Here is a 25,935-nt window from a genome sequence, read left to right as displayed (position 1 = left end):
CGGCGCGCTGATAGCCTGGAACGCGTGTCGAATCCCGCTCTGACGACCGCGCCGGTGGCGCTCGATCCCTCGTTCGAGAACGTGTGGGACGAGCTCGTGTGGCGCGGACTCGTCCACGTGTCCACCGATCCGGAGGCGCTGCGCGCCCTGCTTGCCGGGGACCCGATCACCTACTACTGCGGCTTCGACCCGACCGCGCCGAGCCTGCACCTGGGCAACCTCGTCCAGCTGCTCACGCTGCGGCGCATCCAGCTCGCCGGGCACAAGCCGCTCGGGCTCGTCGGCGGCTCCACCGGCCTCATCGGCGACCCGCGGCCGACCGCCGAGCGCACCCTGAACACCCGCGAGACCGTCGAGGAGTGGGTGGGCCGGCTGCGCGCCCAGGTGGAGCGCTTCCTCAGCTTCGAGGGCGAGAACGCCGCGCGCATCGTCAACAACCTCGACTGGACCGCGCCGCTGAGCGCGATCGACTTCCTGCGCGAGATCGGCAAGCACTACCGCGTCGGCACGATGCTGAAGAAGGACGCCGTCGCCGCGCGGCTGAACTCCGAGGCCGGCATCAGCTACACCGAGTTCAGCTACCAGATCCTGCAGGGCATGGACTTCCTCGAGCTGTACCGCACGTACGACTGCGTGCTGCAGACCGGCGGCAGCGACCAGTGGGGCAACCTCACCAGCGGCACCGACCTCATCCACCGTGTCGAGGGCGTCTCGGTGCACGCGATCGGCACCCCTCTGATCACGAACAGCGACGGCACGAAGTTCGGCAAGAGCGAGGGCAACGCGATCTGGCTGGATCCGGAGATGTGCAGCCCGTACCGGATGTACCAGTTCTGGCTGAACACCGACGACGCCGACGTCATCGACCGGCTGAAGGTGTTCACCTTCCTCACCCGGGCCGAGATCGAGGAGTACGCCGCGCTCGTGGAGGCCGAGCCGTTCCGGCGCGCCGCGCAGAAGCGCCTCGCCCTGGAGGTGTGCGCCACCGTACACGGCCCCGAGGCGACGGCCGCGGCGATCGCCGCGTCCGAGGCGCTGTTCGGCCAGGGCGACCTCGCCGCCCTCGATGCGGGCACGCTGCGCACCGCGCTCGAGGAGCTGCCGAACGCGACCGTGGCGGCCGGCACGCCGGTGACCGAGGCGCTCGTCGAGACCGGCCTGGTCAGCAGCGTCTCCGAGGCGCGCCGCGCGATCTCGCAGGGCGGCGTCTCCCTCGACGGCGCGCGCGTCGCGGACGACACGGCGACGGTGCAGGGCTCGCTGCCAGGCGGCGTGTCGGTGCTGCGGCGGGGCAAGAAGACGCTCGCCGGCGTGTTCCTGCGCTGAGCCGACCGCGGAGGGGCAGCGGATGCCGTTGACACCCAGCCATGCGGTGGTGGCGCTGCCGTTCCTGCGCACTCCGCTGGTGCCCGGCGCGATCGCCGTGGGCGCGATGACCCCGGACCTGCCGCTGTTCCTGCGGGTGCTGGACTACGGGTTCACGCACGCCTTCGGGAACGCGATCTGGACCGCGGCGCTCGCGTTCCTGCTGTTCCTGGTGTGGCGCGTGCTGCTGAGGCCGGTGGTGCCGGAGCTGATGCCCGCCGCGGTGGCGCGCCGGCTGCCGGCCGAGTGGTCGGAGCCGGCGGCGGATGCCGCGCGGCACGCGGTCGGGGTCGGCCGCGGCGTCCGGTACCCGGTGCTCCTGGCGGGATCGCTGCTGCTGGGCGTGTTCTCGCACATCGCCTGGGACCTGTTCACCCACGAGGGACGCTGGGGCGTCACCGCGATCCCGGCGCTGCAGGAGCAGTGGGGCCCGCTGCTCGGCTACAAGTGGCTGCAGCACGGCTCGAGCGCCGCAGGTCTCGCCGTGCTGGCGGTGTTCGCGGTGCTCTGGCTGTCGCGCCGGGACGCATCGACGCCGATCACGCGGGTGCTCCCCGCGTGGGCACGGCTCGGCTGGTGGCTGGCGCTGCCCGCGGTGCTGGTGGTCGCCTGGGTCGCCGGGCTCGTCGCCCTCGGGCCGTTCACCGCCGAGTTCACCCCGCAGCACCTCGCCTACCGGGTGCTGCCGCCGGCGTGCGCGGTGTGGGGCGCGGCGACGCTGGCGCTGTGCATCGTGCTCGCCGCGCGCCGGCGCCGCTGAGCCGCGCCTCGTGCTCAGTCGCGGGTCGAGCGGGCCGCCGCTCGGCGCGGCCGCTCACCAGGACGGAACGTCCGCGCCCCACGGGCGCGGCGCCGCGTACGCGAAGCCCGGGATCGCGGATGCCGCGGTGACCACGGCGCGACCGGCGACCTCGAACGCCTGCGAATGCGCGGCGGGATCGAACGGACGCTCCGGCTCGGGCTCGCTCCGTCGCGGCATCCCGAGCAGCTCCGCCGCCACCCGCCGGAGCGAGGTGCGCACGAGCCAGGTGCCGCCCTCGTCCCGACGGCGTCGGAGCGCCGTGCACACGCCGGCGGCGAGGAGATAGCCGGCGCTGTGGTCGAGCGCCTGTGCGGGAAGCGCGCCGGGCCGCTCGCCGTCGGGCGACTCGATGACCGCGATTCCCGACTCGGCCTGCACCAGACTGTCGAAGCCGCGCCGATCGGGCACGCCCTCGCCCCACGCGCTGAGCTGTGCGATCACGAGGCCGGGGCGGCGGGCCGCGAGCGTGTCGGGGGAGAGGCCGATCGCCGCCAGCCCGCTCGGGCGGTAGCCGAGGACGACCACATCCGCGCCGTCGATCAGGGCGTCCACGGTCGCGGCTCGGGCGTCCGCGATCGCGGACCGCTTCCCGTGCCCGGTGTCGAGGTGCTGCCATTCGGGCTCCGCCAGGCCCGGCGGGTCGATGCGGAGCACCTCGGCCCCGAGGAGTGCCAGCGTGCGCGTGCACACGGGGCCGGCGATCACGCGGGTGAGGTCGAGAATGCGGATGCCGGCGAGCGGGAGCGCCGGGTCTGTCCGGACCTGGCGGGTCGGGCCCTCCGTCGACAGACGGGTCACCGGGATCAGCGCGCGCCGCCGCAGCTCGCGGTCCCGGGCGGGATCCTCGGGCAGCACGCGCACGGCCAGGCCGCCGGCGTCGGTGATCCGGGTGACGGCGTCCTCGGCGTCCAGACCCGCGATGGTCTCGGCGGTCCGCCCGGCCGCGGCGTCCGCGGGGAGGGCGAGACCGCGGCGGAGCGCCCGCGCGTGATGCGGGTAGTTGCCGTGCGTGCGGATCCAGCCGTCCCGCGCCCGCCAGAAGCCGGAGAGCGCAGACCAGACATCGGGAGCGATGCCGTCGATGGTGAGCAGGCGGTCGCTCCGGTACGCCGCCGCGATGCGCTCGGGGTCGGGGACCGCCGGCGGGCGCCGCCCGTCACCGGCGGACGCCGCGGCGGCGAGGATGGATGCCCACGCCAGCGCGCCGGTCGCCAGCCGGGAGGGGAGCGGCACCGGCTGCGGCGGAGCCGCGGGGACCAGCACGGACGCCGGCAGCCGGAGCTCGGCGGAGAGCCGCTCCAGCAGGGGGAGCGCGGGGTCGTCGGCCATGCGCCGATCGTACGACACGCCCGGGATCCGAGGCCGATTTGCCGGGTCGGCGGGATCCGCGTAAGTTATTACCTGTTCGCCCCAAGCGGTTGAGCGGAAGGCCGGAAGGTCCAGCTCCCCTCCAAGCGGCGGACACACCTCCTACTTCACATCAGTGGTCACGTTGGTGTAGGATGGAGGGCCCGGGTCCGGAAGGCTGCACAGCCTCAACGGTGCCCGGACAGATTGCGAAGTTGCCCTGCGCGTCCTGCCTTGGTTGGTGGGTGTGTGGGTGCGTCCGATCCTTGAGAACTCAACAGCGTGCACTTGTCAAATGCCAAATTATCCTCGTCGGCTTTTCGGAGTCGTTGAGAATTCCTTTGGATCAATTTGCGGATGTCAGTGACATTCGTTTTGGTCATGATTGAACTCGCTGGCCTTCGACTGTTTTCCCGGTTGTTGGTTGGCTTCTGTTTTTTTACGGAGAGTTTGATCCTGGCTCAGGATGAACGCTGGCGGCGTGCTTAACACATGCAAGTCGAACGATGAAGCCCAGCTTGCTGGGTGGATTAGTGGCGAACGGGTGAGTAACACGTGAGCAACCTGCCCCTGACTCTGGGATAAGCGCTGGAAACGGCGTCTAATACTGGATATGTGCCATGGCCGCATGGTCTGTGGTTGGAAAGATTTTTTCGGTTGGGGATGGGCTCGCGGCCTATCAGCTTGTTGGTGAGGTAATGGCTCACCAAGGCGTCGACGGGTAGCCGGCCTGAGAGGGTGACCGGCCACACTGGGACTGAGACACGGCCCAGACTCCTACGGGAGGCAGCAGTGGGGAATATTGCACAATGGGCGCAAGCCTGATGCAGCAACGCCGCGTGAGGGATGACGGCCTTCGGGTTGTAAACCTCTTTTAGCAGGGAAGAAGCGTGAGTGACGGTACCTGCAGAAAAAGCGCCGGCTAACTACGTGCCAGCAGCCGCGGTAATACGTAGGGCGCAAGCGTTATCCGGAATTATTGGGCGTAAAGAGCTCGTAGGCGGTCTGTCGCGTCTGCTGTGAAAACCCGAGGCTCAACCTCGGGCCTGCAGTGGGTACGGGCAGACTGGAGTGCGGTAGGGGAGATTGGAATTCCTGGTGTAGCGGTGGAATGCGCAGATATCAGGAGGAACACCGATGGCGAAGGCAGATCTCTGGGCCGTAACTGACGCTGAGGAGCGAAAGGGTGGGGAGCAAACAGGCTTAGATACCCTGGTAGTCCACCCCGTAAACGTTGGGAACTAGTTGTGGGGTCCTTTCCACGGATTCCGTGACGCAGCTAACGCATTAAGTTCCCCGCCTGGGGAGTACGGCCGCAAGGCTAAAACTCAAAGGAATTGACGGGGACCCGCACAAGCGGCGGAGCATGCGGATTAATTCGATGCAACGCGAAGAACCTTACCAAGGCTTGACATACACGAGAACGCCCTAGAAATAGGGAACTCTTTGGACACTCGTGAACAGGTGGTGCATGGTTGTCGTCAGCTCGTGTCGTGAGATGTTGGGTTAAGTCCCGCAACGAGCGCAACCCTCGTTCTATGTTGCCAGCACGTTATGGTGGGAACTCATGGGATACTGCCGGGGTCAACTCGGAGGAAGGTGGGGATGACGTCAAATCATCATGCCCCTTATGTCTTGGGCTTCACGCATGCTACAATGGCCGGTACAAAGGGCTGCGATACCGCGAGGTGGAGCGAATCCCAAAAAGCCGGTCCCAGTTCGGATTGAGGTCTGCAACTCGACCTCATGAAGTCGGAGTCGCTAGTAATCGCAGATCAGCAACGCTGCGGTGAATACGTTCCCGGGTCTTGTACACACCGCCCGTCAAGTCATGAAAGTCGGTAACACCTGAAGCCGGTGGCCTAACCCTTGTGGAGGGAGCCGTCGAAGGTGGGATCGGTGATTAGGACTAAGTCGTAACAAGGTAGCCGTACCGGAAGGTGCGGCTGGATCACCTCCTTTCTAAGGAGCATCTGGCACCTGTTGGTGTCCAGGCGCCGGTTCGGGGCGAACGTTCCCGCCGGTCAGCTCATGGGTGGAACATTTGACATGACGTCAGCGCAGCTGTCTTCTGCTAGTACGCCGCTTCGGTGGTTGGAAGGTGGGGGGTGGTGAGCGGGGCGTCTGCACGCTGTTGGGTCCTGAGGGACCGGGCCGGCTTTCGGGTTGGACTGGACCTCGTGGCCCTTTCTTCTGTCGCCGTGGTGGTGGTGGGGGAGGGGGACCGCCCGTACTTTGAGAACTACACAGTGGACGCGAGCATCTTAAAGAAAACTTCGACCGGCCCTTTTGGGGTTGGTCGTGCTCATGTGATTTCAAGTCTTTAAGAGCAAACGGTGGATGCCTTGGCATCTGGAGCCGAAGAAGGACGTAGCAATCTGCGATAAGCCTCGGGGAACTGATAAGCGAGTTTTGATCCGAGGATCTCCGAATGGGGAAACCCCGCCGGGCGGCGTGCCGACCTGGTGACTCCCGTCTGAATATATAGGGCGGGTAGAGGGAACGTGGGGAAGTGAAACATCTCAGTACCCACAGGAAGAGAAAACAACCGTGATTCCGTGAGTAGTGGCGAGCGAAAGCGGATGAGGCTAAACCGGGTGTGTGTGAGAGCCGGCAGGCGTTGCATATCCGGGGTTGCGGGACTCTCCTGGTCGTTCTGCCGAGTGGCCGACGTGATGCGATCGTATAGACGAATGGTCTTGAAAGGCCAGCCGTAGTGGGTGCCAGCCCCGTAGTCGAAATGCGGTTCGCAGCGTGGAGTGTATCCCAAGTAGCACGGGGCCCGAGAAATCCCGTGTGAATCTGTCAGGACCACCTGATAAGCCTAAATACTCCCAGATGACCGATAGCGGACAAGTACCGTGAGGGAAAGGTGAAAAGTACCCCGGGAGGGGAGTGAAATAGTACCTGAAACCGTTTGCTTACAAACCGTTGGAGCACCCCTGGTAGGTGTGACAGCGTGCCTTTTGAAGAATGAGCCTGCGAGTTAGTGATATGTGGCGAGGTTAACCCGTGTGGGGTAGCCGTAGCGAAAGCGAGTCTGAATAGGGCGTTTGAGTCGCATGTCCTAGACCCGAAGCGAAGTGATCTATCCATGGCCAGGCTGAAGCGACGGTAAGACGTCGTGGAGGGCCGAACCCACTTAGGTTGAAAACTGAGGGGATGAGCTGTGGATAGGGGTGAAAGGCCAATCAAACTTCGTGATAGCTGGTTCTCTCCGAAATGCATTTAGGTGCAGCGTTGCGTGTTTCTTGCCGGAGGTAGAGCTACTGGATGGCCGATGGGCCCCACCAGGTTACTGACGTCAGCCAAACTCCGAATGCCGGTAAGTGAGAGCGCAGCAGTGAGACTGTGGGGGATAAGCTTCATAGTCGAGAGGGAAACAACCCAGACCACCATCTAAGGTCCCAAAGCGCGTGCTAAGTGGAAAAGGATGTGGAGTTGCTCAGACAACCAGGAGGTTGGCTTAGAAGCAGCCACCCTTGAAAGAGTGCGTAATAGCTCACTGGTCAAGTGATTCCGCGCCGACAATGTAACGGGGCTCAAGCACGCCACCGAAGTTGTGGCATTGACATTTTTGGTAGGCCTTCGTGGTCCAGCCGTGTTGATGGGTAGGAGAGCGTCGTGTGGGCGGTGAAGCGGCAGAGTGATCTAGCCGTGGAGGCCACACGAGTGAGAATGCAGGCATGAGTAGCGAAAGACGTGTGAGAAACACGTCCTCCGGAAGACCAAGGGTTCCAGGGTCAAGCTAATCTTCCCTGGGTAAGTCGGGACCTAAGGCGAGGCCGACAGGCGTAGTCGATGGACAACGGGTTGATATTCCCGTACCGGCGAAGAACCGCCCCAGTCAATCCAGTGGTGCTAAGCGCCCGAACCATCACACCGCCGCCTTCGGGTGGCATCGTGGTGGGGAGCGCGCGACCCCATGCTGGTGCGGCTAGCGTATTAACAGGTGTGACGCAGGAAGGTAGCCCAAGCCAGGCGATGGTTGTCCTGGTGCAAGTGCGTAGGCCGAGTCGTAGGCAAATCCGCGGCTCATACAGGCTGAGACACGATGCGGATGAAAAGTGGGTGATCCTATGCTGCCGAGAAAAGCATCGACGCGAGGTTCTAGCCGCCCGTACCCCAAACCGACTCAGGTGGTCAGGTAGAGAATACCAAGGAGATCGAGAGAATCGTGGTTAAGGAACTCGGCAAAATGCCCCCGTAACTTCGGGAGAAGGGGGCCCTCCGCTTATTAGGACTTGCTCCGAAAGGGCGTGGGGGCCGCAGAGACTAGTGGGTAGCGACTGTTTACTAAAAACACAGGTCCGTGCGAAGTCGCAAGACGATGTATACGGACTGACGCCTGCCCGGTGCTGGAAGGTTAAGAGGACCGGTTAGCCGCAAGGCGAAGCTGAGAATTTAAGCCCCAGTAAACGGCGGTGGTAACTATAACCATCCTAAGGTAGCGAAATTCCTTGTCGGGTAAGTTCCGACCTGCACGAATGGCGTAACGACTTCCCAACTGTCTCAACCGCGAACTCGGCGAAATTGCATTACGAGTAAAGATGCTCGTTACGCGCAGCAGGACGGAAAGACCCCGTGACCTTTACTGCAGCTTGGTATTGGTGTTCGGTGTGGCTTGTGTAGGATAGGTGGGAGACGGTGAAGCTCGGACGCCAGTTCGGGTGGAGTCATTGTTGAAATACCACTCTGGTCACTCTGGATATCTAACTTCGAACCGTGATCCGGTTCAGGGACAGTGCCTGGTGGGTAGTTTAACTGGGGCGGTTGCCTCCCAAAGAGTAACGGAGGCGCCCAAAGGTTCCCTCAACCTGGTTGGCAATCAGGTGTCGAGTGTAAGTGCACAAGGGAGCTTGACTGTGAGACTGACAGGTCGAGCAGGGACGAAAGTCGGGACTAGTGATCCGGCAGTGGCTTGTGGAAGCGCTGTCGCTCAACGGATAAAAGGTACCTCGGGGATAACAGGCTGATCTTGCCCAAGAGTCCATATCGACGGCATGGTTTGGCACCTCGATGTCGGCTCGTCGCATCCTGGGGCTGGAGTAGGTCCCAAGGGTTGGGCTGTTCGCCCATTAAAGCGGTACGCGAGCTGGGTTTAGAACGTCGTGAGACAGTTCGGTCCCTATCCGCTGCGCGCGTAGGAAGTTTGAGAGGATCTGACCCTAGTACGAGAGGACCGGGTTGGACGAACCTCTGGTGTGCCAGTTGTTCCGCCAGGAGCACCGCTGGTTAGCTACGTTCGGGATGGATAACCGCTGAAAGCATCTAAGCGGGAAGCCGGCCTCAAGATGAGACTTCCATCACCCTCGGGTGGAGAGGCTCCCAGCCAGACGACTGGGTTGATAGGCCAGATGTGGAAGCCCAGCAATGGGTGCAGCTGACTGGTACTAATAAGCCGACGACTTGATAACACTTTCCCTTGAGAAAGCTCGCGTCCACTTTGTGGTTCTCGACGTACGGTCGGAACCAAACAACACACCACACGAGTGTGTTGCCGATGAACATGTCAACAGTGTTTCGGCGGCCATAGCGTGAGGGAAACGCCCGGACACATTCCGAACCCGGAAGCTAAGCCTCACAGCGCCGATGGTACTGCAGGGGAGACCCTGTGGGAGAGTAGGACACCGCCGGACTTCTCTTAAGTAAGATGGCCACCCAGAGCTGGGTGGCCATCTTGCGTTAACAAGACAACAGGGAGTCAGAATGTCGGAAGATCAGCGAGACCGTCGCGAGAACGCGGACGGAGCCGCGGACCGGCGTTCGGGCTCTGACCGGGCGCGCATGCCGCGCTTCTCCGATGCCGGCAAGCGTCGCCCGCAGGGTGATCGCGACCGGAACGCCTCCGACCGCGGTGAGCGGGGAACGGGTGAGCGCCGTCCCTACGGTGAGCGTAAGCCGTCGGGCGAACGGCGCCCGTACGGCGACCGGAATCAGTCCGGTGGGCGCCGTCCGTTCGGTGACCGGAATCAGTCCGGTGGGCGCCGTCCGTTCGGCGACCGCGCCGCATCCGGTGAACGCCGTCCGTACGGCAACCGGAACCAGTCCGGTGGGCGCCGTCCGTACGGTGACCGGAATCAGTCCGGTGGGCGCCGTCCGTTCGGTGACCGGAACCAGTCCGGCGAACGTCGCCCATACGGCGACCGGAACCAGTCCGGCGAGCGCCGTTCCTACGGCGACCGGAACCAGTCCGGCGAACGTCGCCCATACGGCGACCGCAAGCCCTCGGGCGAACGGCGCGGATTCCCGCAGCGCGGCGGCGCGGACCGCCCCCGCAACGAGCACGCTCCCGTGCGCGAGCGCGTTCCCGAGCCGCCGCTGCCCGAGGACATCACGCCCAAGGACCTGCATCCGGCCGCGCGCAACGAGCTGAAGACGCTGAGCAAGGAGAACGCCGAGCAGGTGGCCCGGCACCTGGCGATGGCCTCGCGGCTCATCGACGACGACCCGCAGCGCGCGCACGAGCACGCCCTCGCGGCATCCCGGCGCGCCGGTCGCGTCGCCGTCGTGCGGGAGACACTCGGCATCACCGCCTACGCACTGGGCGACTTCGCCCTCGCCCTGCGCGAACTGCGCACCTACCGCCGCATCTCCGGGCGCGACGATCAGATCGCCCTCATCGTCGACAGCGAGCGCGGCGTCGGCCGCCCCGACCGCGCGCTCGAGGAGGGCCGCGCCGTGGACCGCGCGTCCCTTCCGGTCGAGGTCCGCGTGGCCCTGGCGATCGCCATGTCCGGCGCCCGGCTCGACCGCGGCGAGACCGAGCTCGCGCTCGGCGAGCTCGAGATCCCCGAGCTCGACCCGAACCTCGCATTCGCGTGGAGTCCCGCTCTGTTCGCCGCCCGTGCCGCCGTCCTCGAGGACCTCGGCCGGACCGAGGAGGCCGCGTTCTGGACCGAACGGGCCGAGGTCGCGGCATCCGCCCTCGGGCTCGAGGACGACGAGGACGAGATCGTCGTCGAGGACGGACTCGTCGAGGACGGACTCGTCGAGGACGAGGGCCACGCCGACGCGAGCGAGGCCGGCGCGGAGGAAGGGACGACGCTTCGACAGGCTCAGCGTCCGGAACCGGCTCAGCGTCCGGAACGGGCTCAGCGTCCGGAACCGGCTCAGCGTCCGGAAGAGGCTCAGCGTCCGGAGGAGGGGGAGGCCTGATGGGGCTGTTCCGCCGCAGCACCCCGCCGACCCCGCTGACCGGGCGGGACGCCGTCCTCGCCGACCTCGACGGCGTCGTGTACGCCGGCCCCGGGCCGCTGCCGCACGCCGTGGAGAGCCTGAACCGCGCCGCCGAGGCCGTGCGGCTCGGCTACATCACGAACAACGCGGCCCGCACGGATGCCTCGGTCGCCGCACACCTGCGCGAACTCGGCCTCGACGTGCGGCCCGACGATGTGATCACCAGCCCGCAGGCGGCGATGCGGCTCCTCGCCGACATCGTCCCGCCGCCGGCGACCCTTCTCGTCGTGGGCGGCGACGGCCTCGTGCACGAGGCCGAGAAGGCCGGGTACACCGTCACGCGCAGCGCGCAGGACGGACCCGACGCCGTGGTGCAGGGCTTCGCCCCGCACGTCTCCTGGACCGACCTCGCCGAGGCCGCCTTCGCCCTCAAGCAGCCCGAGGACGAGGGCGGCATCCCGTGGATCGCCACCAACACCGACTGGACCATCCCGCAGCAGCGCGGCGTCGCCCCCGGCAACGGCACCCTGGTCTCCGCCGTGCACACCGCGATCGGCAGGCTCGCGACCGTCGCCGGCAAGCCCGAGACCCCGATCTTCGAGGAGGCGATCGCCCGCTTCGGCGCCGCCAACCCGCTCTTCATCGGCGACCGGCTCGACACCGACATCCTCGGCGCCTGCCGCGCCGGCATCGACTCCGCGCTCGTGCTCACCGGCATCGACCGTCCCAAGCACGTCCTCGCCGCGCCGCAGGGCTCGCGTCCGACCTACATCCTCGGCGACCTGCGCGAACTGCACGAGCCCTACCCGCAGACCGTCGAGAAGAACGGCGTGTTCACGGTCAACGGCGCATCCGTGCGCGTCACCGGCGCCGAGGTCGAGATCGTCGCGGAGGGATCGGCGCAGATCGACCTGCTGCGCGCGGGCGCCGCGGCGATCTGGGCCACCGGGGCCGCGATCTACGTGTTCGACGTCCCCGAGCGTCTGTACGCGGACCCTTTCCACAGGCCCTGAGCGTCACCCCGCCCGCCCTCGCAGCGCGGGATACAGTGGACGGATGGACGACACCGCCGAGCCCGACGCCCGCCGCGTCGACGAGCCCACGGACGCGCTGTGGAGTCGCCTTCGCCTCATCGAAGGCCAGCCGCTGGCCGCGCGCGCCGAGGCGTACTCCGCGCTGCACGACGAGCTGATGAAGCGCCTCGACAGCGGGCCACGGTGACCCGCCTCGACGCCGCACTCGCCGCCCGCGGCCTCGCACGCTCACGGACCCATGCCGCGGCGCTGATCGCCGACGGCATGGTGCGCGTCGACGGGCGCCCCGCCGTGAAGCCGTCCCTGCAGGTGTCCGACGATGCACGGCTCACCGTCGACGGCGCCGACCAGTACGTCAGCCGCGCCGCGCACAAGCTCATCGCCGCGCTCGACGGGTTCCGGATCCCGGTCGCGGGCCGGCTCGCCCTCGACATGGGAGCCTCCACCGGAGGCTTCTCCCAGGTGCTCCGCGAGCGCGGCGCCCGGCGCGTCCTCGCCGTCGACGTCGGGCACGGTCAGCTCGCGGCATCCGTCGCGGCGGACCCGGGCGTCGTCGCTGTCGAGGGCTACAACGTCCGGCACATGACCCCGGAGAACCTCGCCGCCGCCACCGGCGAATCAGCGGCGCCCGACCTCGTCACGGGGGACCTCTCCTTCATCTCGCTCGAGCTCGTGCTGCCCGCCGTCGCGGCGGTGGCGGCGACGGATGCCGACGTGGTGCTGCTCGTCAAGCCGCAGTTCGAGGTCGGACGCACCGCGGTGCGCGGCGGGCTGGTCACCGATCCCGCCACCCGGGCCGACGCCGTCGCGCGCACGGTGTGGAGCGCGTGGGATGCCGGACTGGGCATGCTCGGCATCCTGCCCTCTCCGATCCTGGGCACCCGCGGGAACGCCGAGTACCTGGTGCACCTCGCTCCGGGCCGCGGCGAGGATCCGTCAGAATGGACGAAGCGGATCGACGAGCTGGCAGGAGGACGATGAACGAGCGCAGCATCCTGGTCGTCGCCCACGCCCACCGGGACGACACCGTGGCCGCCGCGCTGCGCGTGGTCGAAGCACTCCGCGCAGCCGGAGCCCGCCCCGTGGTCGCCCCCGGCGACCGGGAGGACCTCGGCGCCGTCGACCCGCGCTTCAGCGGCGTGGACGTGCTCGGCGCCGACGTCGAGGCGTCGGCGCTCGAACTCGCGATCGTCCTCGGCGGCGACGGCACCATCCTCCGCGCGGCCGAGCTCGTCCGGGGCACCGGTGCGCCGGTGCTCGGGATCAACATGGGTCACGTCGGATTCCTCGCCGAGATCGAGCGGGACGACATGGATGACGCGGTGCACCGCGTCATCGCACGCGACTACGAGGTCGAGGAGCGGCTCGCACTGTCCGTGCGGGTGAAGGACGCCGACGGCGCGGTCGTCTACGAGACCTGGGCGCTCAACGAGGCGACGGTGGAGAAGGCCAGCCGGGAGCGGATGATCGAGGTGGTCGTGGAGATCGACGGCCGCCCGTTGTCCACCTTCGGATGCGACGGCATGGTGGTGTCCACGCCGACCGGATCCACCGCGTACAACTTCTCCGCCGGCGGTCCGGTGATCTGGCCGTCGGTCGAGGCCATCGCGCTGGTGCCGCTCTCCGCCCACGCCCTGTTCGCCAAGCCGCTCGTGGTCGGCCCTGAAGCGGCCGTGGCGATCGAGATGCTCGAGCGGACCGACGGCACCGGCATCCTGTGGTGCGACGGACGGCGTTCGCACGAGCTGCCGCCGGGCGCGCGCGTCGTCGTGCGCCGCTCCTCCCAGCCGGTGCGGCTGGCGCGGCTGCATCCGGCCGCGTTCACGGACCGCCTGGTGCGCAAGTTCCAGCTCCCGGTGACCGGCTGGCGCGGACAGGGGGCGTCGGCGTGATCGACGAGATGCGCATCCGCGGCCTCGGCGTGATCGACGACGCCGTGCTGCCCCTCGGGCCCGGCTTCACCGCCGTCACCGGCGAGACCGGCGCCGGGAAGACCATGGTCGTCACCGGGCTCGGCCTGCTCCTCGGCGCTCGCGCCGACTCCGGCGCCGTGCGCGCCGGCGCCGCCCAGGCATCCGTCGCCGGCGTCTGGGTCGTCCCGCCGGAGGGGCGCGTCGCCGAGATCGTCGCGGATGCCGGCGGCGATCTCGAACCCGCCGGCGACGCCGCCGAACTGTACGTCTCGCGCACGCTCACCGCCGAAGGGCGCAGCCGGGCCAGCGTCGGCGGTCGCCCGGCTCCGGCCGGCGTGCTCTCCGCCCTGGCCGACGAGCTCGTCGTCGTGCACGGCCAGTCCGAACAGCTCCGGCTGCGATCCGCCGCCGCGCAGCGCGACGCGCTCGACCGATTCGGAGGAGCGGCCGTCACCGGCCCCCGCGCCGTCTACGCGGACGCCTACGCCCGGTGGCGGGAGCTGGAGGCCACGGTCGCCGACCTCACCGAGAACCGCGACCGCCGCGCCGAGGAGGCCGCCCGCCTGCGCGAGGACCTCGCGCAGATCGAGGCGATCGACCCGCAGCCGGGGGAGGACGTCGCCCTCACCGAGCGCGCCGAGCGGCTCAGCAACGCCGAGGAGCTGCGCCTGGCCGCCGCCCTCGCCCACGAGGCCCTCTCCAGCGAGAACGACGCCCCGGACGTGCAGGGCCTGCTGGCCGAGGCGCGACGCGCCCTGGAGCGCTCCTCCGACACGCAGCTGACCGCGATCGCAGAGGGCGTCGCCGAGATCGGGTACCGCGCCGCCGACCTCGCCGGCCAGCTCTCCGCCTACCTCGCCGACCTCGACGAGACCGGGCCGCACGAGCTCGCCGCCGTCGAGGAGCGTCGCGCGGCGCTGGCCACCCTCATCCGGCAGCACGGCTCGCTGGACACGGCGCTGGAGGTGTGGCGGACCGGATCGGCCCGGCTCGCCGAACTGGACGACGACGGCGACCGCATCGAGCGCCTGCAGGCCGAACGCGACGCCGCCCGCGCCGCGCTGGACGAGGCGGCCGCCGCGCTGACCGCCGCTCGATCCGCCGCGGCCGAGCGCCTCTCCGCCGCCGTCACCGAGGAGCTGCACGCCCTCGCCATGCCGGACGCCCGGCTCGAGGTGCGCGTCGCACCCGGCGCGGAGAGCTCCCACGGCCGCGACGACGTCGCGATCCTGCTCGCCCCGCACCCGGGCGCCGAGCCGCGTCCCGTGGCGCGCAGCGCCTCCGGCGGAGAGCTGTCGCGCGTCATGCTCGCGATCGAGGTCGTGATCGCCGGCACCGACCCCGTGCCGACCATCGTGTTCGACGAGGTGGACGCCGGAATCGGCGGCGCCGCGGCGATCGAGGTGGGGCGCCGGCTGGCACGGCTCGCCGAGACGTCGCAGGTCATCGCGGTCACGCATCTGGCGCAGGTCGCGGCGTTCGCCACGAACCACTTGTCCGTGGTGAAGTCGAACGACGGCGTGGTGACGGCCTCCAGCGTCCGCCGCCTCGAAGGCGAGGAGCGCGAGGCGGAGATGGCGCGGCTGCTGTCGGGTCTCACTGACTCGGATGCCGCGCTCACGCACGCCCGCGAGCTGCTCGACCTGCCCCGCTGAGACCCGCCCCGCTGAGACCCGCCCGGCTGCGCCTCAGCGCAGGTCGCGGACGGATTCCCGCACGATGAGCGGCATCGGCACCCGCTCGTGCGCGAGCTCCGGCCACGATCTCCGGCAGATCGCCGATGATGCCGATCCTGCGGTGCCCGCGCTCGAGGAGGTGGCGGACCACCGCCGCGCCGGCCTCCCGCTCCGCGGGCAGCACGTTCGGATGCTCCAGTGACGAGGAGCCGTTCACGATCACGAGCGGTAGATCGTGCTCGGGCACGACGACGCCGGGAACGGGGGCGTGCGGATCGCGTACGACGCGGAGTCCGGCGTCCTCACGCACGACCGGACCGGCGCGGGGACGGCCTTCCCGGACGCCTTCCGGACCGTGCAGCGGATGCCCGTCGGCGCGGGCCGTCGGCTGGCGTTCACGGCCTGGCTGGATGTCTCCTCCGTGGAGATCTTCGCCGACGGAGGCGTGTCGGTGCTCACCGATCTCACCGACGTGAAGGCCGGCGAACGGGTGTCCGTGCGCGGGCTCGGCGGGCCTGTCGAGCTGGAGCGGTTCGCGGTCGCCGCGCCGCGCGGCTGACCGTACGATCAGCCCGTTCGAGGGTGCGGGCTGATAGCATGGAAGCCCGTGACGGACATTTCTCGCGCGGACGCCCGCCCCTCGGCCGGGGACAAGACCACCAAGCACATCTTCGTGACGGGCGGTGTCGTCTCCTCGCTCGGAAAGGGCCTGACGGCCGCCAGTCTCGGCAACCTGCTCACCGCGCGCGGACTGCGCGTCGTGATGCAGAAGCTGGACCCGTACCTCAACGTGGACCCGGGCACCATGAACCCGTTCCAGCACGGCGAGGTGTTCGTCACGGACGACGGCGCCGAGACCGACCTCGACATCGGACATTACGAGCGCTTCCTCGACATCAACCTGTCCCAGGCCGCGAACGTCACCACCGGGCAGATCTATTCGCAGGTGATCGCGCGGGAGCGCCGCGGCGAGTACCTCGGCGACACCGTGCAGGTCATCCCGCACATCACGGACGAGATCAAGCGCCGGATGCGGCTGCAGGCCACCGAGGAGCCCCGGCCCGACGTCATCATCACCGAGGTGGGCGGCACCGTGGGCGACATCGAGTCGCAGCCGTTCCTGGAGGCCGCCCGTCAGCTGCGTCACGAGCTCGGCCGCGACAACGTGTTCTTCGCGCATGTGTCGCTGGTGCCGTTCATGGGCGCCTCCGGCGAGCAGAAGACCAAGCCCACGCAGCACTCCGTCGCCGCGCTGCGTCAGCTCGGCATCCAGCCGGACGCGCTCGTGCTGCGCAGCGACCGGCCGGTGAGCGAGAGCAACCGCAGCAAGATCGCGCTGATGTGCGACGTGGATGCCGAGGGCGTGGTGAACACCGTCGACCTGCCCAGCATCTACGACATCCCGTCGACGCTGAACGAGCAGGGCCTGGACTCGTACATCGTGCGCCGGCTGGGCCTGCAGGCCGGCGAGGTGGACTGGACGCGCTGGAACCGGGTGCTGCACGCCGTGCACAACCCGAAGACCGAGGTGACCATCGGCCTGGTCGGCAAGTACATCGACCTGCCGGACGCGTACCTGTCGGTGACCGAGGCGCTCCGCGCCGGCGGCTTCGCGCACGAGACCAAGGTCAACATCCGCTGGATCCCCTCCGACACCTGTCAGACGCCCGAGGGCGCCGCGAAGGCACTGGCCGACCTGGACGGCATCTGCGTGCCCGGCGGCTTCGGCATCCGCGGCATCGAGGGCAAGCTCGGCGCGCTGCGTTTCGCGCGCGAGCAGGGCATCCCCGCCCTGGGGCTGTGCCTGGGCCTGCAGTGCATGGTCATCGAGTACGCCCGCCACGTCGCCGGCATCGAGGGCGCCTCCTCGACCGAGTTCGACCCGGAGACCTCCGAGCCGGTGATCGCGACCATGGCGGAGCAGGTCGAGATCCTCGACGGCGGCGACCTGGGCGGGACCATGCGCCTCGGACTGTACGAGGCGGCACTGGCGGAGGGCTCGCTCGCGCGCGAGCTGTACGGCGAGGCGGTCGCCTCCGAGCGCCACCGCCACCGCTACGAGGTGAACAACACGTACCGGGACCGCCTGGCGGAGGCAGGCCTGGTGTTCTCCGGCCTGAACCCGGAGCTGGACCTCGTGGAGTACGTCGAGCTGCCGCGCGAGGTGCACCCGTTCTACATCGCCACGCAGGCCCACCCCGAGCTGCGCTCCCGGCCTACCGCGGCGCACCCGCTGTTCCGCGGGCTGGTCGGCGCGGCCATCGAGCGTCACCGCGCCAGCGAGCTGTTCCGCGACGATGAGTGACGCCGCCTCGGCCGCCGGTCTGCGTGACGAGCCGTTCCAGCCGGAGGTGCTGGAGAGCACCCTCGCGTACCGCGGAGCGGTGTGGGACGTCCGCGACGACCGGGTGCGCTACGGCGACGGCGAGATCCGCCGCCAGTACGTCGACCACACCGGCGCGGTCGCCGTGGTCGCCCTCGACGACGAGGGGCGGGTGCTGCTGATCCAGCAGTACCGGCATCCGATCCGCTGCCGCGACTGGGAGCTGCCCGCAGGACTCCTCGACGTGGAGGGCGAGGAGCCGCTGCTCGCCGCGCAGCGGGAGCTGGCCGAGGAGGCCGACATCGTCGCCGCCCACTGGGAGCCGCTGCTGTCGACGTACACCACCCCGGGCGGGAACAGCGAGATCATCCACGTCTTCCTCGCCACGGGGCTCGCGCGCGCGGATGCCGTGCACAGCCGGATCGACGAGGAGGCGGACATCCGGGTCGCCTGGGTGCCGCTGAGCGAGGCGGCCGACGCGGTGCTGGAAGGGCGGATGCGCAACGCGGTGCTCTCGATCGGCGTCCTCGCCGCGGAGCGCCGGCTCGGCGCCACGCGTACCGACGGCGGGGCATCCGCGTCCGGAAGCGCGCAGGGCGGGACGCGAGCCGGCGGGGCCTAGCGTGCAGCTCGACCGCGCGATCGACGCCTACCTGAGGCACATCACGATCGAGCGCGGCCTGTCCGCCCACACGGTCGCCGCCTACCGACGCGACCTCGACGGCTACCGCGACTGGCTGACGGAGCGCGGGATCGGCGACACCGCCGAGGTCACCGCATCCGTCATCGCCTCGTTCGTCGCCGAGCGGGCCGGGGCCGAGCCGCCGCCCGCGGCGACGAGCCTGGCCCGCCTGCAGTCCTCGGTGCGCGGCTGGCACCGCTTCCTCGCCCGCGAGGGCATCGAGCCGGACGACCCCTCCGGCCGGCTGCGGCCGCCGAAGACCCCGAAGCGGCTGCCCAAGGCCCTCACCATCGACCAAGTCGAGCGGCTGCTGGCCGCACCCCCCGCCGACGAGGCGATCGGCATCCGCGACCGCGCCCTGCTGGAGCTGCTGTACGCGACCGGAGCGCGGGTGTCGGAGGCGGTCGCGCTGGACGTGGACGACCTCGCCTACGGGGACGTGCTGCGGCTGCGGGGCAAGGGCGACAAGGAGCGGATCGTCCCGGTCGGCTCCTTCGCGCGCGCCGCGGTGGACGCCTACCTCACCCGGGTCCGCCCGGCGCTGGCGGCGAAGGGCAGGGCGACCGCGCGCCTGTTCCTCGGCGCCCGGGGCGCCCCGCTGTCCCGGCAGAGCGCGTGGCTGATCATCCGCGACGCCGCCGCCCGCGCGCAGATCAGCGCGGAGGTCTCGCCGCACACCCTGCGGCACTCCTTCGCGACCCACCTGCTGCAGGGCGGGGCGGACGTGCGGGTGGTGCAGGAGCTGCTCGGGCACGCCTCGGTGGCCACCACGCAGATCTACACGCACGTCTCGGTCGACACGCTCCGCGACGTCTACGCCACCTCGCATCCGCGCGCCCGCTGAGCGCCGCGTCCGTCGCCCGCCGGGAGGCGGATGCGGCGGATCGCCGCACACCGTCAGGGATCGACGGACGCGGGTCGCTACAATCGACCAAGCACGAGGGAGCAGGAGAACCGGTGGCGGAGAACGCGGCGAAGACGAGGACCAAGAAGGGCGACACCCCGATCGGACCGACCGGACGCCCGTACAACGGCTTCCCCATTCCGGCGCCCCTGGACTCGCACGGGCCGGCCCGCATCATCGCCCTGTGCAATCAGAAGGGCGGGGTCGGCAAGACCACCACCTCGATCAACCTCGCCGCCGCCCTCGCCGAGTACGGACGCAAGGTGCTCGCCGTCGACTTCGACCCCCAGGGCGCGCTGTCGGCAGGCCTGGGCATCCAGACCCACGACGTGCCCACGATCTACGACCTGCTGCTGGACACCAAGCGGGACGCGCACGACGCGATCGTGCACACCGCGGTGGACGGGCTGGACGTGATCCCGGCGAACATCGACCTTTCCGCGGCCGAGGTGCACCTGGTCAACGAGGTCGCCCGCGAGACGATCCTGTCCCGCGTGCTGCGGCAGGTCACCGGCGAATACGACGTCATCCTCATCGACTGCCAGCCGTCCCTCGGCCTGCTCACGGTGAACGCCCTCACCGCCGCGCACGGCGTGCTCATCCCGCTCGAGTGCGAGTTCTTCGCACTGCGCGGCGTCGCGCTGCTCATCGAGACGATCGACAAGGTGCGCGACCGGCTGAACCCGGCGATCACGCTGGACGGGCTGCTCGCCACGATGTACGACCCGCGCACCTTGCACTCCCGCGAGGTGCTGGAGCGGGTCGTGGAGGCGTTCGGCGACGACGTGCTGGAGACCGTGATCGGCCGCACCGTGAAGTTCCCGGATGCCTCGGTCTCGGGCGTTCCGATCACCGAGTTCGCGCCGGAGCACGCCGCCGCCCAGGCGTACCTGCGACTGGCGCGGGAGCTGGTCGCACGTGGCGCCGTCGCCTGACAGGGTTTCCGGGTCCGCCCCTGCGCCCGTCGAAGGGCCTGACGCTTCGACAGGCTCAGCGGACGATTCGACAGGCTCAGCGGACGCTTCGACAGGCTCAGCGTCCGATACCGGCTTCCGCGTCTCGCTCGGCAACTTCGACGGCCCGTTCGATCTGCTGCTGAACCTCATCTCCAAGCACGAGCTCGACATCACCGAGGTGTCGCTGAGCAAGGTCACCGACGAGTTCATCTCCTACCTGAAGGAGCTCGACGGCGACGAGGAGCTCGAGCAGGCCTCCGAGTTCCTCGTGGTCGCCGCCACGCTGCTGGACATGAAGGTCGCCGGACTCCTGCCGCAGGGCGAGCTGGTGGACGCCGAGGCGGTCGCGCTGCTCGAGGCGCGCGACCTGCTGTTCGCCCGCCTGCTGCAGTACCGCGCCTTCAAGGAGGTGTCCGTCTGGTTCGCCCGCTGCCTGCAGCGCGAGGAGCGCCGGCACGTGCGCGCCGTGCCGCTGGACGAGAAGCACCGCCGGAAGACCCCGGAGCTGGTGTGGACGCTCAGCAAGGAGGACTTCGCCGCGCTGGCGGTGCTGGCCTTCGCGCCCAAGGAGATCCCCACGGTCGGACTCGACCACCTGCACGCGCCGCTGGTCAGCATCCGCGAGCAGGCCGCCACCGTTGTGACGCTGCTGCGCAGCACCGAGTCGATGACCTTCCGCGAGCTGGTGTCGGGGGTGACCGAGCCGGGCATCGTCGTGGCACGGTTCATCTCGGTGCTGGAGCTGTACCGGCACGCCGCGCTGTCGTTCGAGCAGCTCGAGCCGCTGGGGGAGCTCACGCTGCGCTGGAGCGCGGAGAGCTGGTCGGATGAGATGCTCGCGACCCTGGGAGCCGACTATGACCGATGAAGGAGCGACCATGGACACGGACCCCGAGCCCGCCACGGACCCTGAGCTCGCTGCGGACCCTGAGCCCGTCGAAGGGTCCACCCAGCGCGCGGAGACGCCGCTCAGCGAGCGCGTCGAGGCGATCCTGCTGATCGTGGACGAGCCGATCGGCCTCGTCGCCCTGGCCGCGGCCGTCGGCGCGCCCGTGCCCGCCGTGCGGCAGACCCTGGAGCGGCTCGTGGCGGACTACGACGGGGGCGGGGACGGCCCGCGTCGCGGCTTCGAACTGCGCGAGGTCGGCGGCGGCTGGCGGCTGTACGTGCGCGAGGACCACGACGACCTCGTCGCCGAGTTCGTCGGCGGGCAGGCGCCGGCACGGCTCTCGCAGGCGGCGCTGGAGACGCTGGCCGTGATCGCCTACAAGCAGCCGGTCACCCGCGGCCAGGTGGCCTCGATCCGCGCCGTGAACGTCGACTCCGTAGTGCGCACGCTGCTCGCGCGCGGCCTGATCACGGAGCTGTTCGCGGATGCCGAGACCGGCGCGATCAACTACGGCACCACGGACGCCTTCCTGCAGCACCTCGGCATCAACTCCCTCGACGAGCTGCCGCCGATCTCCCCGCTGCTGGACGACGGGGCCAACGGGTTCGACGAGGTGATCGCGCGATGAGCGGCGGCACGGGCCTCGAGGGCGGGGCTGAGGGCGTCCGCCTGCAGAAGGCGCTGGCGAACGCCGGGGTCGCCTCCCGCCGGGTGATCGAGCAGTACATCGTCGAGGGCCGCATCCGCGTGAACGGGCGGACGGTCACCGAGCTCGGCACCCGCATCGACCCCGAGCACGACCTCGTCGACGTCGACGGCACCGCGGTGCAGCTGGACGTGTCGAAGCGCTACGTGATGCTGAACAAGCCCACCGGCGTGGTCAGCTCCCTGCGCGACGAGAAGGGCCGGCCGGACCTGCGCCGCTTCACGAAGGAGTGGCCGGAGCGGCTGTACAACGTGGGCAGGCTCGATGCCGACACCAGCGGCCTGCTCATCCTCACCAACGACGGGGAGCTCGCGCACGTGCTCGCGCACCCGTCCTTCGGCGTCACCAAGGTGTACATCGCGAAGGTGGCAGGCACCGTCACCCCGCACACGATCGCCCGGCTCACCCGCGGCATCGACCTCGAGGACGGGCCGATCGCGGCCGACAAGGCGCGGCTGCTGGACACCTCCTCCGGTGGCGGCAGGCCGTCCAGCCTGGTGGAGCTGACCCTGCACTCCGGACGCAACCGCATCGTGCGCCGGATGATGGCGGCGGTCGGGCATCCGGTGCTCGAGCTGGTGCGCCGGCAGTTCGGGCCGCTGCACCTGGGAACTCTCCCGGCGGGGAGGACGAGGGAGCTGACTAAGATCGAACGCGGCGCGCTGCTGACCCTCGCGCGCCAGGATCCCTCTACGGACGCGTCGTTGAGCCGCGAGCAGGGCAGCGTGCAGGAGACCGAGTGAGCGATACCATCCCGTCGCGCGAGAGCGAACGAGCGCGTGCGGCGCAGGTCGCCCCGCGCCTGTCGGGGACCGTGCGCATTGTCGGCGCCGGCCTGCTCGGGTCGAGCATCGGCCACGCGCTGCGCGCCAAGGGCGTGGACGTGGTGCTCGCGGATGCCTCGCCGGCACAGCTGCGGCTCGCCATCGACTACGGCGCCGGCCGTGCGGCGCGGGACGACGACCGCCCGGCGCTGATCGTGGTGGCAGTGCCGCCGGACGTGACCGCCGACGTCATCGAGGCGGAGCTGGAGCGGTACCCGGATGCGGTGGTGACCGATGTGGCCAGCGTGAAGCTGGAGCCGCTGCACGAGCTGCGCCGTCGCGGCGTCGACCTCACCCGCTACATCGGCTCGCATCCGCTCGCCGGCCGGGAGCGGGGCGGGGCGATCTCCGCCCGCGCCGACCTGTTCATCGGGCGTCCGTGGGTGGTCTGCCGCGACGAGGAGACCCGCCCGGCCGACCTCGCGCTCGTGGAGGACCTCGCCCTCGACCTCGGCGCCATGCCGCTGGAGATGACCCCGGAGGAGCACGACCGCTCGGTCGCCCTCACCTCGCACGTGCCGCAGGTGGTCGCCAGCCTGCTCGCCGCTCGCCTCGCCGCCGCCGACGAGGGCGCGCTGCGGCTGGCGGGTCAGGGCGTGCGCGACACCACCCGCATCGCGGCGTCCGCCCCCGAGCTGTGGGTGCAGATCCTCGGCGCGAACGCCGAGCCGGTTGTCGAGGTGCTCGACGCGTTCGCCGAGGACCTGCGCGAGGTGGCGGAGGCGCTGCGCGCGCCGGAGGCCGCAGGCGCCCGCCGCACCGTCGCCGACGCGATCCGCCGCGGCAACGACGGCGTGGAGCGGCTGCCCGGCAAGCACGGCCAGAACCGCCGGTTCGAGAAGCTCGTCGTCATGGTCGACGACACCCCCGGCCAGCTCGGCCGGCTGTTCGGCGAACTGGGCGAGCTGGGCGTGAACGTGGAGGACCTGCGGCTCGAGCACTCGCCCGGCGCGCAGTTCGGCCTCGCCGAGATCAGCGTCGAGCCGGCCGCGCTGCGCGGCGCGATCGAGGGTCTGGAGCAGCGCGGATGGCGGATCGCGGGAGACACGAATGAATGAGCACACGGTCGATCTCATCGCGATCGACGGCCCGGCCGGGTCCGGCAAGTCCAGCGTCTCGAAGGAGATCGCCCGCCGCCTCGGCTACGGCTACCTGGACACCGGGGCCGCGTACCGGGCTCTCGCCTGGCACGTGCTGGAGCGCGGCGCGGACACCGAGGACGCCGAGGCGGTGCGCGCCGCGGCATCCGATTTCCCGCTCCGGCAGGGACTGGACCCGGACGACCGCCGCGTGCTCGTCGGCGACACCGAGGTGACCGACGCGATCCGCGAGTCGCGGGTGTCGGCGGCGGTGAGCGGCGTGGCGCGCGTGCCCGAGGTGCGCGTGCAGGTGAACGAGATGTTCCGGCGCATCGTCGCGGAGGCGCCGTATCCGGCGGTCGTCGTCGAGGGTCGCGACATCACGACCGTGGTGGCACCGGATGCCCCGGTGCGCATCCTGCTGACCGCGGCGCCCGAGGTGCGCGCCGCGCGCCGGGCGAACGAGCTGGGCGCGGAGAACGCGTCCGCCGTCGCGGAGGCGCTGCACAAGCGCGACGCACGCGACAGCACCATGGTCGACTTCCTCACCGCCGCGCCGGGCGTGGATGTGGTGGACTCGACCGCACTGGACTTTCCGCAGACCGTCGAGGCCGTGCTCGCGGTGATCGAGCGACGACGCGGCGATGGAAGAGGAGTGGACAATGGCTGAGGACGAGTACGAGGGCGCGCCCGATCATCTCGCCGAGAAGATGGCGGAGCTCGACGAGGACCTCGCCGAGCAGCGGGCCGAGGCGCTGCGCGCCTCCCTCGCGGACTACGAGCTCGACGAGGACGACGCCGAGCTGCTCGAGGGCTCGGTGCTCGGCGAGGACGGCATCGAGTACCTCCCCGCGCTGCCGGTGGTGGCGATCGTCGGGCGGCCGAACGTCGGCAAGTCGGCGCTGGTGAACCGCATCCTCGGTCGCCGCGAGGCCGTCGTCGAGGACACCCCCGGCGTGACGCGCGACCGCGTGACGTACAAGGCCGAGTGGATGGACCGGCGGTTCTCGCTCGTCGACACCGGCGGGTGGGAGCCGGATGCCCGCGGCATCGACCGCTCGGTCGCCGCGCAGGCGGAGGTCGCGATCGACCTGTCGGACGTGGTGCTGTTCGTGGTGGACGCCATGGTCGGCGCCACCTCGACGGACGAGCACGTCGTGCGGCTGCTGCGCAAGAGCGGCAAGCCGGTGTTCCTCGTCGCCAACAAGATCGACGACGCGCGGCAGGAGCCGGAGGCCGCCGCGCTGTGGAACCTCGGGCTCGGCGAGCCGTACCCGGTGTCGGCGATGCACGGGCGCGGTGTGGCCGATCTGCTCGACGCCGTGATGGCGAAGCTGCCGGAGGTGTCGGCGGTCGCGAAGCAGGAGATCGGCGGACCGCGCCGCGTGGCGATCCTCGGCCGGCCGAACGTGGGCAAGTCATCGCTGCTGAACAAGGCCGCGGGGGAGGAGCGCGTGGTCGTCAACGACCTCGCCGGCACCACCCGCGACCCCGTCGACGAGGTCGTCGAGCTGGGCGGCAAGATGTGGCGCCTGGTCGACACCGCCGGCATCCGCCGCCGCGTGCACCTGCAGCAGGGTGCCGACTTCTATGCGTCGCTGCGCACCTCGACGGCGCTGGAGAAGGCCGAGGTCGCCGTCGTCGTGCTGGATGTGAGCCGGTCGATCAGCGTGCAGGACCTCAACATCATCGACATGGTGCTCGAGTCCGGGCGCGCGCTGGTGCTCGCGTTCAACAAGTGGGACCTGCTGAATACGCCGGAGTACGAGGACCAGGACCGCCGCCGCTATCTGGAGCGGGAGATCGAGCAGGATCTCGCCCACGTCGCGTGGGCGCCGCGGGTGAACATCTCCGCGAAGACCGGACGTCACCTGGACAAGCTGGTGCCGGCTCTGGAGAAGGCGCTGGAGAACTGGGACCGCCGCATCCCGACCGGGAAGTTCAACGCGTTCCTCACCGAGCTGGTCGCCGAGCATCCGCACCCGCTGCGCGGGGGCAAGCAGCCGCGCATCCTGTTCGGCACCCAGGCGTCCACCCGTCCGCCGACCTTCGTGCTGTTCACGACCGGGTTCCTCGACCCGGGGTACCGCCGGTTCATCCAGCGGCGCCTGCGCGAGCTGTACGAGTTCGAGGGCACGCCGATCGTCATCAACATGCGGGTCCGCGAGCGCCGCCAGCGCTAGCGCTCCCGTCTCCTCGGCTGACGGGCCCTGAGCCTGTCGAACGGTCCCTGAGCCTGTCGAAGGGTCCCTCCGC

The 25,935-nt window shown here is 69.5% G+C and carries 22 protein-coding genes and 3 rRNA genes; 23 read left to right on the top strand and 2 right to left on the bottom strand.

The genetic code is table 11. From position 1 onward, the window contains the following. Nucleotides 1-24: 24 nt before the first annotated feature. Complete coding sequence (gene tyrS, locus JRG78_RS08375) at nucleotides 25-1,326, top strand: tyrosine--tRNA ligase (RefSeq protein WP_259606254.1); 1,302 nt, start codon at nucleotides 25-27, stop codon at nucleotides 1,324-1,326. Nucleotides 1,327-1,348: 22 nt separating this feature from the next. Continuing rightward, nucleotides 1,349-2,125, top strand: coding sequence for a DUF4184 family protein (locus tag JRG78_RS08370; RefSeq protein ID WP_259606253.1), 777 nt, complete (start codon nucleotides 1,349-1,351; stop codon nucleotides 2,123-2,125). Between the two features lie 54 nt (nucleotides 2,126-2,179). Here JRG78_RS08370 and JRG78_RS08365 read toward each other — a convergent pair whose 3' ends face one another. Then, nucleotides 2,180-3,496: a CoA transferase gene (locus tag JRG78_RS08365; RefSeq protein ID WP_259606252.1), complete on the bottom strand. Its 1,317-nt coding sequence runs from the start codon at nucleotides 3,494-3,496 to the stop codon at nucleotides 2,180-2,182. Between the two features lie 456 nt (nucleotides 3,497-3,952). Here JRG78_RS08365 and JRG78_RS08360 point away from each other — a divergent pair. From JRG78_RS08360 to rrf, 3 genes are all read left to right on the top strand, one after another. Next, nucleotides 3,953-5,476: ribosomal RNA gene (locus tag JRG78_RS08360) — 16S ribosomal RNA — on the top strand. A gap of 351 nt (nucleotides 5,477-5,827) precedes the next feature. Continuing rightward, a 23S ribosomal RNA gene (locus tag JRG78_RS08355) occupies nucleotides 5,828-8,931 on the top strand. A 105-nt stretch (nucleotides 8,932-9,036) separates the two neighbouring features. Continuing rightward, nucleotides 9,037-9,153, top strand: a 5S ribosomal RNA gene (gene rrf, locus JRG78_RS08350). Together the 16S, 23S and 5S rRNA genes form the textbook arrangement of a ribosomal RNA operon. A 46-nt stretch (nucleotides 9,154-9,199) precedes the next feature. Here the strand turns inward: rrf and JRG78_RS08345 are convergent. Next, the gene (locus JRG78_RS08345; protein WP_259606251.1) at nucleotides 9,200-9,802 is read right to left on the bottom strand and encodes a hypothetical protein; all 603 of its coding nucleotides are present in this window, start codon (nucleotides 9,800-9,802) and stop codon (nucleotides 9,200-9,202) included. A 6-nt stretch (nucleotides 9,803-9,808) separates the two neighbouring features. Here JRG78_RS08345 and JRG78_RS08340 point away from each other — a divergent pair, with 6 nt between their 5' ends. The 18 genes from JRG78_RS08340 to der all read left to right on the top strand — a co-directional run bounded on the left by JRG78_RS08340 (nucleotide 9,809) and on the right by der (nucleotide 25,862). Next, nucleotides 9,809-10,672: a hypothetical protein gene (locus JRG78_RS08340; protein ID WP_272653294.1), complete on the top strand. Its 864-nt coding sequence runs from the start codon at nucleotides 9,809-9,811 to the stop codon at nucleotides 10,670-10,672. After that, on the top strand, nucleotides 10,672-11,706 hold the full coding sequence (locus tag JRG78_RS08335; RefSeq protein WP_259606249.1) for an HAD-IIA family hydrolase: 1,035 nt from the start codon (nucleotides 10,672-10,674) through the stop codon (nucleotides 11,704-11,706). The genes JRG78_RS08340 and JRG78_RS08335 overlap by 1 nt, the downstream gene beginning before the upstream one ends. A gap of 43 nt (nucleotides 11,707-11,749) precedes the next feature. Next, a complete protein-coding gene (locus tag JRG78_RS08330) occupies nucleotides 11,750-11,914 on the top strand; it encodes a hypothetical protein (protein WP_259606248.1) in 165 nt (54 codons plus the stop codon). Continuing rightward, nucleotides 11,911-12,708: a TlyA family RNA methyltransferase gene (locus JRG78_RS08325; protein WP_259606247.1), complete on the top strand. Its 798-nt coding sequence runs from the start codon at nucleotides 11,911-11,913 to the stop codon at nucleotides 12,706-12,708. Before JRG78_RS08330 ends, JRG78_RS08325 begins: the two co-directional genes overlap by 4 nt. Beyond that, on the top strand, nucleotides 12,705-13,619 hold the full coding sequence (locus JRG78_RS08320) for an NAD kinase (RefSeq protein WP_259606246.1): 915 nt from the start codon (nucleotides 12,705-12,707) through the stop codon (nucleotides 13,617-13,619). The genes JRG78_RS08325 and JRG78_RS08320 overlap by 4 nt, the downstream gene beginning before the upstream one ends. After that, nucleotides 13,616-15,295 (top strand): DNA repair protein RecN, encoded by a 1,680-nt coding sequence (gene recN, locus JRG78_RS08315; protein ID WP_259606245.1) that lies wholly within the window; start codon nucleotides 13,616-13,618, stop codon nucleotides 15,293-15,295. The genes JRG78_RS08320 and recN overlap by 4 nt, the downstream gene beginning before the upstream one ends. A gap of 64 nt (nucleotides 15,296-15,359) precedes the next feature. After that, nucleotides 15,360-15,518, top strand: a complete 159-nt coding sequence (locus JRG78_RS08310; protein WP_259606244.1) for a hypothetical protein — start codon at nucleotides 15,360-15,362, stop codon at nucleotides 15,516-15,518. Nucleotides 15,519-15,551: 33 nt separating this feature from the next. Further along, a complete protein-coding gene (locus JRG78_RS08305) occupies nucleotides 15,552-15,875 on the top strand; it encodes a GH32 C-terminal domain-containing protein (protein ID WP_259606243.1) in 324 nt (107 codons plus the stop codon). Between the two features lie 48 nt (nucleotides 15,876-15,923). Beyond that, a complete protein-coding gene (locus tag JRG78_RS08300) occupies nucleotides 15,924-17,621 on the top strand; it encodes a CTP synthase (RefSeq protein WP_432806400.1) in 1,698 nt (565 codons plus the stop codon). Beyond that, the gene (locus JRG78_RS08295) at nucleotides 17,614-18,261 is read left to right on the top strand and encodes an NUDIX domain-containing protein (RefSeq protein WP_272653293.1); all 648 of its coding nucleotides are present in this window, start codon (nucleotides 17,614-17,616) and stop codon (nucleotides 18,259-18,261) included. The genes JRG78_RS08300 and JRG78_RS08295 overlap by 8 nt, the downstream gene beginning before the upstream one ends. Before the next feature lies 1 nt (nucleotide 18,262). Then, nucleotides 18,263-19,165, top strand: a complete 903-nt coding sequence (gene xerD / locus JRG78_RS08290) for a site-specific tyrosine recombinase XerD (RefSeq protein ID WP_259606241.1) — start codon at nucleotides 18,263-18,265, stop codon at nucleotides 19,163-19,165. 113 nt (nucleotides 19,166-19,278) lie between these two features. After that, nucleotides 19,279-20,160 (top strand): ParA family protein, encoded by an 882-nt coding sequence (locus JRG78_RS08285; protein WP_259606240.1) that lies wholly within the window; start codon nucleotides 19,279-19,281, stop codon nucleotides 20,158-20,160. Next, nucleotides 20,144-21,049: a segregation and condensation protein A gene (locus tag JRG78_RS08280; RefSeq protein ID WP_272653292.1), complete on the top strand. Its 906-nt coding sequence runs from the start codon at nucleotides 20,144-20,146 to the stop codon at nucleotides 21,047-21,049. Before JRG78_RS08285 ends, JRG78_RS08280 begins: the two co-directional genes overlap by 17 nt. Nucleotides 21,050-21,059: 10 nt before the next feature. Then, complete coding sequence (scpB, locus tag JRG78_RS08275) at nucleotides 21,060-21,698, top strand: SMC-Scp complex subunit ScpB (RefSeq protein WP_259606238.1); 639 nt, start codon at nucleotides 21,060-21,062, stop codon at nucleotides 21,696-21,698. After that, a complete protein-coding gene (locus tag JRG78_RS08270) occupies nucleotides 21,695-22,519 on the top strand; it encodes a pseudouridine synthase (protein ID WP_272653291.1) in 825 nt (274 codons plus the stop codon). Before scpB ends, JRG78_RS08270 begins: the two co-directional genes overlap by 4 nt. Further along, complete coding sequence (locus JRG78_RS08265) at nucleotides 22,516-23,658, top strand: prephenate dehydrogenase (protein ID WP_432806399.1); 1,143 nt, start codon at nucleotides 22,516-22,518, stop codon at nucleotides 23,656-23,658. Before JRG78_RS08270 ends, JRG78_RS08265 begins: the two co-directional genes overlap by 4 nt. Further along, nucleotides 23,651-24,349, top strand: coding sequence for a (d)CMP kinase (cmk, locus tag JRG78_RS08260; RefSeq protein WP_272653290.1), 699 nt, complete (start codon nucleotides 23,651-23,653; stop codon nucleotides 24,347-24,349). The genes JRG78_RS08265 and cmk overlap by 8 nt, the downstream gene beginning before the upstream one ends. Next, nucleotides 24,342-25,862 carry a ribosome biogenesis GTPase Der gene (gene der / locus JRG78_RS08255; protein WP_272653289.1) on the top strand — a complete coding sequence of 507 codons (1,521 nt, stop codon included), beginning with the start codon at nucleotides 24,342-24,344 and terminating at the stop codon, nucleotides 25,860-25,862. The genes cmk and der overlap by 8 nt, the downstream gene beginning before the upstream one ends. Nucleotides 25,863-25,935: the final 73 nt, after the last annotated feature.

Origin of the sequence: Microbacterium sp. EF45047, from assembly GCF_028472845.1 — a bacterium.
Taxonomy (GTDB): Bacteria; Actinomycetota; Actinomycetes; order Actinomycetales; family Microbacteriaceae; genus Microbacterium; species Microbacterium neungamense.
Note: the sequence above shows the minus strand (reverse complement) of the source record. Positions and strands in the feature narration are given on the sequence as shown.

Excerpts from the sequence above, each read along its gene's own strand:
- scpB (WP_259606238.1), top strand. The coding sequence starts at position 21,060 with ATGGACACGGACCCCGAGCCCGCCACGGACCCTGAGCTCGCTGCGGAC.
- JRG78_RS08335 (WP_259606249.1), top strand. The coding sequence starts at position 10,672 with ATGGGGCTGTTCCGCCGCAGCACCCCGCCGACCCCGCTGACCGGGCGG.
- JRG78_RS08365 (WP_259606252.1), bottom strand. The coding sequence starts at position 3,496 with ATGGCCGACGACCCCGCGCTCCCCCTGCTGGAGCGGCTCTCCGCCGAG.
- JRG78_RS08320 (WP_259606246.1), top strand. The coding sequence starts at position 12,705 with ATGAACGAGCGCAGCATCCTGGTCGTCGCCCACGCCCACCGGGACGAC.
- JRG78_RS08330 (WP_259606248.1), top strand. The coding sequence starts at position 11,750 with ATGGACGACACCGCCGAGCCCGACGCCCGCCGCGTCGACGAGCCCACG.
- JRG78_RS08295 (WP_272653293.1), top strand. The coding sequence starts at position 17,614 with ATGAGTGACGCCGCCTCGGCCGCCGGTCTGCGTGACGAGCCGTTCCAG.
- JRG78_RS08270 (WP_272653291.1), top strand. The coding sequence starts at position 21,695 with ATGAGCGGCGGCACGGGCCTCGAGGGCGGGGCTGAGGGCGTCCGCCTG.
- cmk (WP_272653290.1), top strand. The coding sequence starts at position 23,651 with ATGAATGAGCACACGGTCGATCTCATCGCGATCGACGGCCCGGCCGGG.
- JRG78_RS08310 (WP_259606244.1), top strand. The coding sequence starts at position 15,360 with ATGAGCGGCATCGGCACCCGCTCGTGCGCGAGCTCCGGCCACGATCTC.
- JRG78_RS08370 (WP_259606253.1), top strand. The coding sequence starts at position 1,349 with ATGCCGTTGACACCCAGCCATGCGGTGGTGGCGCTGCCGTTCCTGCGC.
- der (WP_272653289.1), top strand. The coding sequence starts at position 24,342 with ATGGCTGAGGACGAGTACGAGGGCGCGCCCGATCATCTCGCCGAGAAG.